Source organism: Anaerostipes sp., assembly GCF_018381315.1.
In the GTDB taxonomy this organism is placed as follows: Bacteria; Bacillota; Clostridia; order Lachnospirales; family Lachnospiraceae; genus Anaerostipes.
Map to the genome: position 1 here is coordinate 21,657 of NZ_JAGZSD010000030.1, position 9,865 is coordinate 31,521.

Genomic DNA, 9,865 nt, shown 5'->3' on the forward strand with positions numbered 1-9,865 from the left:
TTTAGATTTTCTTTACTTTTAACTTTGTACATATCTTTTTACCATTTTTATATTTGCAGCCCTTCAGCAGGAACCGATAGCTTTTGCCTGTTTTCGCATTTTGTTTTATATAATCAATCGTTCCCCCTTTTTTCACAGTCTTTACCTTCTTATAGCTTCCTTTTCCCACTTTCAGATAAAGTTCATATGCCTCATAACCGCTGATATTTCTATAAGTGACCTGAACTACTTTTTTTAATTCTTTCTTTTTTGCCTTTTTAAATTTTGCAAATTTAATTTTTCCATTTTTACCAATTTGGTATGGTTTTACTTTAAACGTATATTTTTTTCCTGCTTTCAAAACCACTTTAGCAGAAGAGACACGTCCGGTTTTATAGATTTTACGATACTTTCCTTTTCTTCCTACTTTGACATACACAGCATAACCGCTGGCCTTTTTAGACTTCTTCCATGAGACTTTTATTTGTCTGCCTGAGATAACATGATATGTCATTGGCTTCTTCAGCGCCGGTGTTGGTTTTGGTGTTGGTTTTGGTGTTGGTTTTGGAACCGGCTTCGGCTCTGGTTTGGAATCTGGTTTGGGCTGAGGCTTAACATCCTGTTTTGCAAAGTTTGCGGTCAATGTTATGCCTTCCTGTGCCTTCCAAAGGAACCTTTCATTTGTGCTGAGAATTTCTGTATCCCCTTTTTTTGTCCATCCTGTAAATTTATATCCCGGTTTAGGCACTGCCTGAAAAGATGCTTCCTCACCTTTTCTTACAACTGCCGACTTTTCTCCGTTCACTGTGGCTGTTCCCATTGCTTCATCCGCTGATTCTGCATAAAATTCACTGCTCGCTTTTAAAATCAGCTGCACTTTCATACAGTCAAAATCCAGATCCTGGCCTTGACCGCAGTCATAATAATACATAAGCCTGTTTTCTGTTGTCTGAAAGCTTCCTGACGTCAGGTCTGCTGAAATATCTGCCCCGTTTTTACCGGTCATTTTCCTTATTTTTGACAGATCAATCCCTTTGAACTGTTTTAAATCCACATTGTATGTACCGTTTGACTCCACTGCATTGACCGGAATCTGCTGAGTCGACAATGTCCTCATACTGAAACTTCTGCCGGACAGATCGATATACGAAATCTGATTTCCGGATATATCTAATTGGCTCACATCAGGATTTTTTTCAAGATCCAGCGTCTTTAATTGATTGTATCCTAAGTTAAGTATTTCTAATTTCTCATTATTGTTCAGATCAATATCTTTTAATGCTGCTGAATAACACTCAAAAGCTCTAAGGTTACGGTTGTTTTTTACACTTAAGCCTGTAAGGTCTTTATTTCCGCCGCATTTCAGTTCTTCCAGCTGCAAATTTTTTGACACATCCAAAGATTTCAAATGGTTTCCAATGAGATTTACTTTTTTTAATTCTTTATTATTCTGCAGATCAATAGTTTCTATATTATCCCTCTGCATGAATAATTCCTGCAGATTTTTAAAATATTCAATTCCTTTAACATTCTGAATGGTCTTGTCTGACAGTGAAATGCTGGTCACCTGTTCCATCTCTTCCTTTGACAGCCATCCGTCCTTATCCTTATCAACATTTAGTAATACATAGTCTCTAAAATCATCTGACGGAAAACTTCTGTCATCAATCTCAACCTTATCTCCCACGCTGTTTACCGCTGCACTCACTGTCCAGCAGGAAGTAACTCCCACAACAACTGAGGCAGCAATGCAAATAAATCTTTTAGATTTCTTCAATAAGTTCATTTTCCTTCCACTTCCCTTTCTTCTGATCAATCTGATAACATCAATGATTATACTTTAGCCGGGTCCTCTTTCATTCTTTTCTGCCCAAACAGCAGCTTTAGAAACGCAAACTGCAAATTCTGCTTTTTTCGGCCCAATTTTTCATATTACGCCGCTGATTCCGTCATTGACGCCTTATCCTGCTTTTTCTTTTTCATCCGTTGTACTATAATAAAAGTAAGCGATAAAACGATAGGGGAGGCGATGGATTGGAAAAATATCCGGAAGAAATGTTCTATAAAAATCTATACGATAACCTGACCATAGGACTGATGCAGTTTATACAAAAAGGAAATGATCTGTCTCTGCTTCATATAAACGATTTTGGATGTAAAATCCTTAACTATGACAAAACTTCAGGCAGGGATTTTGATTTTCATTCCTTTATTGATAAACTTTCTGACAGTGCTTACCGGGAGTTTATTCTTTCATTAAACCGACTGAAAAAGCCCGGAGAATTTTTCTCTTTTACCCGTCCCATTTATGTAGGGCAGAAAAAGTCCTGGCTGCAGGGTGTTGCCACCCGGATTGCATCTGATGACGGCTCCCGTGTATATCAATGTGTATTTTCAGACAGTACGTCAGTGGTTGAACAGCAGATCCAGTCGGAAAATGAACGAAAACAGGAGATCAAAATACTCAATGAACTGTGCACTCTGATTGTCAGCCGAAGCTACGAAACCCTTGGCCTTCTGGATGTCCGCACAGGCCATTACCGGTTTTATGCTGTACAGCCTGATGACTGGTTTACTCAGCACGAAATGGAAGGTGACTTTGACGAACTGACCTCCCACGTGGCTGAAACTCTTGGCTACGAAAAGGAAGACCGGCTGATCCTGAGACAGTCAACATTAAGCGGCATCGTTTCACATTTACAAAAAGATCCGGATTCAACTTATACGAGTACATACCGTATTAAAACGCACAGCTCTTACCGCTGGAAACGCGCAGAATATAATTATCTTAAAGACGACAAAACCAAGATTATCTTTTCCACCCAGGACATTCATGAGGAAAAAATGGAGGAGGAACGTCTGTCAAATATTGCAGACCGGGAACGGCAGATTCACCAGGACAAGATGGCCTTTTTTGCAAATATGAGCCATGAGATACGGACACCCATGAATGCGATCCTGAACCTTTCCGAGCTTTTACTCAGAAAGGAACTTCCTAACGATATTGAACGGGATATTTCTACAATTTATACCATTGGAAATAATCTTCTTGGCATTATCAACAGCCTGCTTTCATTTTCTAAATTGGACTCCGGCAAAATAGACCTTAATAACGGCAGCTATTCCCCTTCTGCCTTAATCTCTGATGTGTGCAATATGATCATGGCCAGACTGATCAAAAAAAATATTTATTTTTTCACAGATATCAATCCTCAGATTCCAAGAAGGCTCATAGGAGATGAAATGCGTATCAGGGAAATACTGACCAATCTTCTTGCTAATGCCGTAAAATTTACTGCCTCCGGGAAGATCGAGTTAAAAGCTGATTACCGGCTCTTAAACAATGGTCAGAAAGAATTGATTCTTTCTGTATCTGATACTGGCTCGGGCATTCCCAAAACCGAACTTCCTAATCTGTTTTCCCAGTTCAACCGGGCAGACATGAAAAAAAACCAGACAATCATGGGCACTGGACTAGGCCTTGCCATTTCAAAAAAACTGACAGAACTTATGGGCGGTGAGATCACCGTAGAAAGTGAATATGGAAAAGGAAGCACATTCAGCGTTCATTTTCCCCAGAAGATTTATTCCTCCGGTGACCTGCTTCCTCCTTCCGACAAGTTCCAGCTGGCCAATATATATCTGCTGATCCCTGATACGGATTCAACCTTGATCCGTTATCTTATAAGGGAATTAAAAAAACTTGGTATCCGGCCGTCACTTGTATCTTCTGTATCGGCTGTCATTCCGGAAAAAGACCGCAAGTCTTATCTGATCATGCGGCAGACAGATTTTACAAAACACCGTGAACAGGCTGATGACATGTTTCCTTCCGACCATGTGATCCTTCTGATGAAAAACGATGAAACTCTTGTATCCGAATACTATAATTACCATCAGGTTTATCCTTTTAACTTTCTGATGCAGACTGCCAATATACTGAATGGACAGGCCGTAAAACACGCGCCGGAAAAGGTGAGAATCTATGAGAGTGTAACTTTTCCTGAGGCCAGACTTTTAATTGTAGATGATAACGAGGTAAATTCCTCTGTTGCAAAACGGCTGATGGAGCCGTACCAGATGGAGATTGACCTGGCATCCAACGGCTTTGAAGCATTGGAAATGATAGCCCATACACACTATGATCTGGTTTTCCTGGATCATATGATGCCGGGTATGGATGGAGTGGAAACAGTTCAGAAAATCCGTACTCTGGAAAAAAGCAGGCATCTTCCGGTTATTGCTCTCACCGCCAATGTTTTTTCAGATGCCGATACCTATTTTAAAGAAAAAGGATTTACAGGATTTTTGGCAAAACCTATCAATGTCAAAGAACTTCACGATACTCTGCTGGCATATCTTTCTGGAAAAGCAGTGGAACAGACAGAAAAAAGCTCTTCTGTGTGTACTGCCAAGACATCTCCGGAACTGATGGTTTTATTTAAAACACTGAAGCATTTTGATACAGAAACCGCCCTGGCTTATTTTGATCAGTCCGCTGATTTTTATATAGAAATGCTGAGGACCTTTTATCAGGGACTTTATGACCGGCGCAATGAAATGGATTCCATCTGCCGCCAGCAGAATACAAAGCTGTTTACTATCCATGTGCATGCCATTAAATCTGCTTCAAAATCCGTAGGTGCAGCTGATTATTCTGAAACTGCAAAAGTTTTAGAAGATTTCGGCCACCAGCAGGACTGGAAGGCAATTTCTGCCCGCTTCGATGAATTCATCCAAGAAACCGATATCATTCTGACAGAGTTAGAAAGCTTTCTTTCTGCACTTCCGTCAGCTGCCAGGAATAAAGAAAAACGTTCCAACTTTCCCGCTGATGCGGTAAAAGACCTTTGTATCGCCGTAAACGAAATGGATTACCAGAGGGCTTCCGAGGCAATCTCTGTGCTTGACCATTATTGTTACCCACATGAAATGCAGCATCTTCTGGACCGGCTGAAAACTGCTTATGACAATTTTGAATACAGCGACCTGAACCGCTACTCTGCACTGATATATAACTGTTTGTGAAAGGATAATGCACCATGCATAAAATATTGATTATTGATGACAGTAAAACCGTCCTGAACCAGGTCATGATGCTCCTGAAGGATTCCTACCATGTTTTTCCGGCCATCTCCGGACCTACCGCATTAAAGATCATGGAACACCAGCTGCCGGATCTGATCCTTCTTGACCTGTTAATGCCCGAGATGGACGGCCGGGAATTTTTCCGTCTTCTGAAAACCCGTCCGGAGCTTGCCGATATTCCTGTCATCTTTCTGACTTCCGATACTGGTGACCAGACGGAAGCTGAATGTATTTCAATGGGAGCTTACGATTTTATCGGAAAACCGATTGTAAAAGAAGTGCTTTTAAGCCGGGTCGAAAAGACCTTGGAACTGCTTGATTACCGGAGAGATCTTCAGCAGAAGCTGGATGAGAAAACCCGGCAGATGGAAACTGCTTATATTCAGACGATGGCTGCGCTGGCCAACACCATTGATGCAAAAGATCCTGACACCAATGGACATTCTGTGAGAGTCGCTTATTATTCCGGACAGATTGCACATCGTCTTGGTTATACGGCGCACGACTGTGAAAATGTATATTTTATTGCCTTGCTTCATGATGTGGGAAAAATAGGCGTTCCGGATTCTATTTTAAAAAAACGGGACAGGCTTACCCCGGAAGAATACGAAATGATGAAAAGCCACACCACGGTCGGCGCCCACATCTTAAAGGATATCAAGATGCTGCCCGGTCTCTGTGACGGAACCCTTTACCATCATGAACGCTATGACGGAAACGGATATCCGCATGGTCTGAAGGGAACCGATATCCCAAAGATCGGCCGGATTATCAGTGTTGCAGATACATATGATGCTATGACTGCAACCCGCTGTTACCGAAAAGGAATGGACCCTGAAACCGCACTGCAGGAATTAAAAAACAACCGGGGCACACAGTTTGACCCCGAAATCGTAGATGCGTTTTTAGAAATTGCAGATCAAATGGAGGTACCTGATTATGAGACTCATCTTATGTGATGACGATGCTGTCTGCCTGAAAAAGTATACATGGATGCTCCGGAGTATAAAGGATGCCTATAACCTGGATTTCCATCTGGAAGTCTGCAGCAGCGGAGAACAGCTTCTGTTTCTATCTGAAGATCTTCTGTCTTCCGATATTATACTTCTGGATATTATGATGCCTGGCATAGATGGGATCACTGCGGCAAAAAAACTCCGGCAGAATGGTATTGACAGCAAGATCATCTTTTTAACCAGCCTTTCCGATAAAATGCTGGATGCCTTTGATGTCTTCGCCTATCACTATATTATTAAAGATTCTGTTTCTAAAGAAAAATTTGAAGAAATCATTGTTAAGGCTGTCGGACAGTCAGAAAAAGAAGCCGGGGAACAGCTGCTTTTTACTTACCGCAGCAAAAATTGTATGATACCCCTTAAGGATATTTCTTATCTGGAAGTACAGAACCATAAGGTTTTTGTCCACTACAAACAGGAACACTTTGAAATTTATGATACTTTGAGCAACATGGAAACGCGTTTTTCAAAGCACGGGTTCATCCGAATCCATAAGTCTTTTATGGTGTCTCTGAATCAGATCTCAAAGCTCACTACTTCCTCCTGCCTTCTGCGCAGCGGCATTATTCTGCCAGTTGGAAGAAGTTATTCCAAGCAGGCCAAAGAAGCCTTTAAGATCTGGAGTGTGGAGGCACTGTAAAGAAATATCTGTATGAACGTAAAGAAAGTGTGTAAACGATGCTTCATATCATTGTTTACACACTTTGACTTGGCCTTATATTTTATAAACTTACTTCCGATATATGATGATCGGATTATTTTATTACTCTGGTTTTTCCTCCCTTTTTAGCGGTTCCTGCCTTTAAAAGAAATCTGTATCTCTTTCCTGTTTTTGCTTTTTGCTTTATATAAGTCAGAGTTCCGCCATGATAAAAAGTCTTAACCTTCTTATACTTTTTCTTACCCACCTTCATCCAAACTTCATATCTTTTGTAGCCGGCAGCGTTTCTGTAGGTCACCCTGACAACCTTATTTAGTTCTTTTTTCTTTGCTTTTATGAATTTTTTGTAGCGGACCTTTCCATTTTTCTTTTTCACAAACGGACGTGCTTTAAAGTAATATCTTCTTCCGGACTTTAAGATCACTTTCGTATTAGACCTCTTACCTACAACAGCAATTTTTTTGTATTTACCCTTTTTCTTTGTGCTGTAGTAAATTGCATAACCCTTCGCACCTTTTTTCTTTTTCCATTTAACTTTGATCTGCCGTCCAGATTTCACTGCTTTCTTTATCGGCAGTTTTTTCTTTGGTTTCTTTTTCGCAGGCCCCTTTTCCTGTGGAGTCTGGGGAGCCGGATAATTCTTTTCCGCCTTTACGGTAAGATCTGTTTTAATATTTTTTAAGTTCGGCAGATTCCAATGACAGCCTTCCGGTGCTTTGGGAATCTGGTCCAAGCCAAGTGAATCTCCCATGTTTATATCTACATTTTTTATATTCTTTCCACTGATATCCTGAAATTTTACTGTGCAGTACAGTATCACTGTTCTGCCGTCAGATTTCCATCCGGAATATTTTATTAAGGATTCACTATCGTAAGGCAAAAAAATCTTTTGAGTTCCGGAATCAACTTTAAACATACTGTCTGTTTTTTGTACGCTTCCCGGAATTTGAAAACCTTTTGGCAGCCTGGTCAGGTTATCACAGCCGCTGAACATTTCAGCCGCATCCTCCGCTCCGTCCGGAATTGTAAAATTTTCAGGAAGTTCATTCAGCATATTATTTCCGATAAACAGACCATTTATATTCTTGATCTTTTTTGGAAGCTGAAAATCATCCGGAAGTTTTTCCAGCGCACATCCGGCAAACATCCACTCTGCACTCTCTGCGTTTTGAGAAAGTTTCGGTGCATCCTTCAGCCCTATACAGTTCCAAAACATACCGTCTAAATATTTGGCATGCTCCGGTATCCGGAATCCAGACGGAAGATGCTTAAGTTTATAACAGCCGGTAAACATTAATCTCAGATTCTCTGCTCCTTTCGGAATTTGAAACCCATCCGGGAGTTCCAGGTTCTCACAATTATAAAATACTGCCGGTAAATTTTTTGCACTTTCTGGAATTCTGGGCGCAGTTTTAAGCTCAGTACAAAATCTGAAGGTTCCGTCCGCACTTTCCAAACGTGCAGGAAACTCGGGTGCTTTCTCAAGTTTTTCACAGCCCCAAAATGTATTGTCCATATTTTTCACACTGTCCGGTAATTTCGGCGCTTCGCTCAGATTTTTGCATCCGTAAAACCAATATGCCATCGATTCCGGTTCAACACCGCTGCTGATTTCTATCTTTTTAATATTTTCTTTATATGGAAACCATGGAGCAGTAGGTCCTCCATCGTACTCTGATTTAAAACCGCACGGTAGACCTTTCCCAGATATCGTAAGCTTTCCGCTGGCAGCTTCAAAATCCCATGTAACTCCGCTTGGCTTCCCGGATTCGTCTAACATATCTCCCCGGACTGCCGCTTTATTTTGGGCCCAAATCTTTTGCCCCGTCTTGACTGCTGCATTTTCCGATGCCTGTACCCTAAACGGACTTGATATATTGCCTCCCAGCAGCATAGATGCCAAGAGACATACCGCCAGCCGTTTCCTTAACCTTTTTTCTTTTAACTCCATTGTTTTTCCTCCGCAATCATAAATGTATTTCTCTATTACTTAGCTGAGTATACTTTACATTTGATTTTCAAAACGAAGACCGCCGCAAACATTCTTTTCATCAGCGCAAACGGCATAAAGCAAAAATAGAGTATGAGAACAGGGAACATTCTCATACTCTGGCTGTTATATTATTTTAATACTCTGACACTTCTTCCGGCACTGCCCTTTAAAAGAAACCTGTATCTTTTACCAGTCTTGGCCTTTTGTTTTGTATAGATCAGCGTACCGCCATGATAAAAGGTTTTTACTTTCTTATATTTTTTCTTTCCTTCTTTCATCCAAATTTCAAATTTTGTGTATCCGGATGCATTTTGGTAAGTTGCCTGAACTACTTTGTTTAATTCTTTTTTCTTTGCCTTGATAAATTTTTTGTACTGATTCTTTCCATTTTTCTTTTTTACAAATGGACGTGCTTTAAAATAATATCTTTTACCTGACTTTAAGATCACCTTTGTATTGGATGTTTTGCCGGCTACAGCAATTTTTTTGTACTTTCCTTTTTTCTTTGTGCTGTAATAAATCACGTATCCTGTCGCACCTTTTTTCTTTTTCCAGCTGACTTTAATCTGTCGTCCGGATTTTACTGACTTCTTTAACGGCAATTTTTTATTTGCTTTTCTCCCTGCCGGTTTCTGCCCCTGCGGTGTATGTGGAAGCGGGTTATTTTTTTCTGCATTTTTTTGATAAACAGCAGTGATTGTTGTATCTCCGGTAATCTTGTTAAAGGATTTATCCCATCCGGTAAATGTATGTCCTGTTCTTACCGGTGCTTTTGGTTCTTTGGCAGCTTGTTCATACTTTACTTTCTGCTCGTCCAGCAGTTTCCCGTCCCAGTCCTGGAACTTGACGGTGTATTCACTCTCTTTATACTCTGCTGTGATCACTGTATCTCCGGTGATCTTGTCAAACACCTTATCCCAGCCGGTAAACGTATATCCTGCCCTTATCGGTGCTTTTGGTTCTTTCGCAGCTTCTTCATATTTTACTTTCTGCTCATCCAGCTGTTTTCCATCCCAATCCTGGAACTTAACCGTGTATTCATTCTTTTTATACTCTGCTGTAACCACTGTATCTCCCGTGATCTTATCAAACGCCTTATCCCAGCCCGTAAACGTATATCCTGTTCTT

At 40.7% G+C, this 9,865-nt stretch carries 6 protein-coding genes; 3 read left to right on the forward strand and 3 right to left on the reverse strand.

Going from position 1 to position 9,865, the window contains the following annotated elements:
- Nucleotide 1: 1 nt before the first annotated feature.
- On the reverse strand, nt 2–1,765 hold the full coding sequence (locus tag KH180_RS15925; RefSeq protein ID WP_290762163.1) for an InlB B-repeat-containing protein: 1,764 nt from the start codon (nt 1,763–1,765) through the stop codon (nt 2–4).
- Between the two features lie 248 nt (nt 1,766–2,013).
- Between KH180_RS15925 and KH180_RS15930 the strand changes: the two genes are divergently transcribed.
- Genes KH180_RS15930 through KH180_RS15940 form a run of 3 tightly spaced genes read left to right on the forward strand, consistent with a single transcriptional unit; the run spans nt 2,014 to nt 6,723 of the window.
- Nucleotides 2,014–5,007: an ATP-binding protein gene (locus KH180_RS15930; protein WP_290762164.1), complete on the forward strand. Its 2,994-nt coding sequence runs from the start codon at nt 2,014–2,016 to the stop codon at nt 5,005–5,007.
- 14 nt (nt 5,008–5,021) lie between these two features.
- Nucleotides 5,022–6,026, forward strand: coding sequence for an HD domain-containing phosphohydrolase (locus KH180_RS15935; protein WP_290762168.1), 1,005 nt, complete (start codon nt 5,022–5,024; stop codon nt 6,024–6,026).
- The gene (locus tag KH180_RS15940) at nt 6,007–6,723 is read left to right on the forward strand and encodes a LytR/AlgR family response regulator transcription factor (RefSeq protein ID WP_290762171.1); all 717 of its coding nucleotides are present in this window, start codon (nt 6,007–6,009) and stop codon (nt 6,721–6,723) included. The genes KH180_RS15935 and KH180_RS15940 overlap by 20 nt, the downstream gene beginning before the upstream one ends.
- 115 nt (nt 6,724–6,838) lie before the next feature.
- On the opposite strand, the gene KH180_RS15945 is transcribed toward KH180_RS15940, so the two are convergent.
- A complete protein-coding gene (locus KH180_RS15945) occupies nt 6,839–8,695 on the reverse strand; it encodes a leucine-rich repeat domain-containing protein (protein ID WP_290762174.1) in 1,857 nt (618 codons plus the stop codon).
- 170 nt (nt 8,696–8,865) lie between these two features.
- Nucleotides 8,866–9,865, reverse strand: a 1,000-nt coding sequence (locus tag KH180_RS15950; protein WP_290762177.1) for an InlB B-repeat-containing protein, incomplete at its 5' end; no start/stop codon positions are given.

Excerpts from the sequence above, each read along its gene's own strand:
- KH180_RS15925 (WP_290762163.1), bottom strand. The coding sequence starts at position 1,765 with ATGAACTTATTGAAGAAATCTAAAAGATTTATTTGCATTGCTGCCTCA.
- KH180_RS15935 (WP_290762168.1), top strand. The coding sequence starts at position 5,022 with ATGCATAAAATATTGATTATTGATGACAGTAAAACCGTCCTGAACCAG.
- KH180_RS15940 (WP_290762171.1), top strand. The coding sequence starts at position 6,007 with ATGAGACTCATCTTATGTGATGACGATGCTGTCTGCCTGAAAAAGTAT.
- KH180_RS15945 (WP_290762174.1), bottom strand. The coding sequence starts at position 8,695 with ATGGAGTTAAAAGAAAAAAGGTTAAGGAAACGGCTGGCGGTATGTCTC.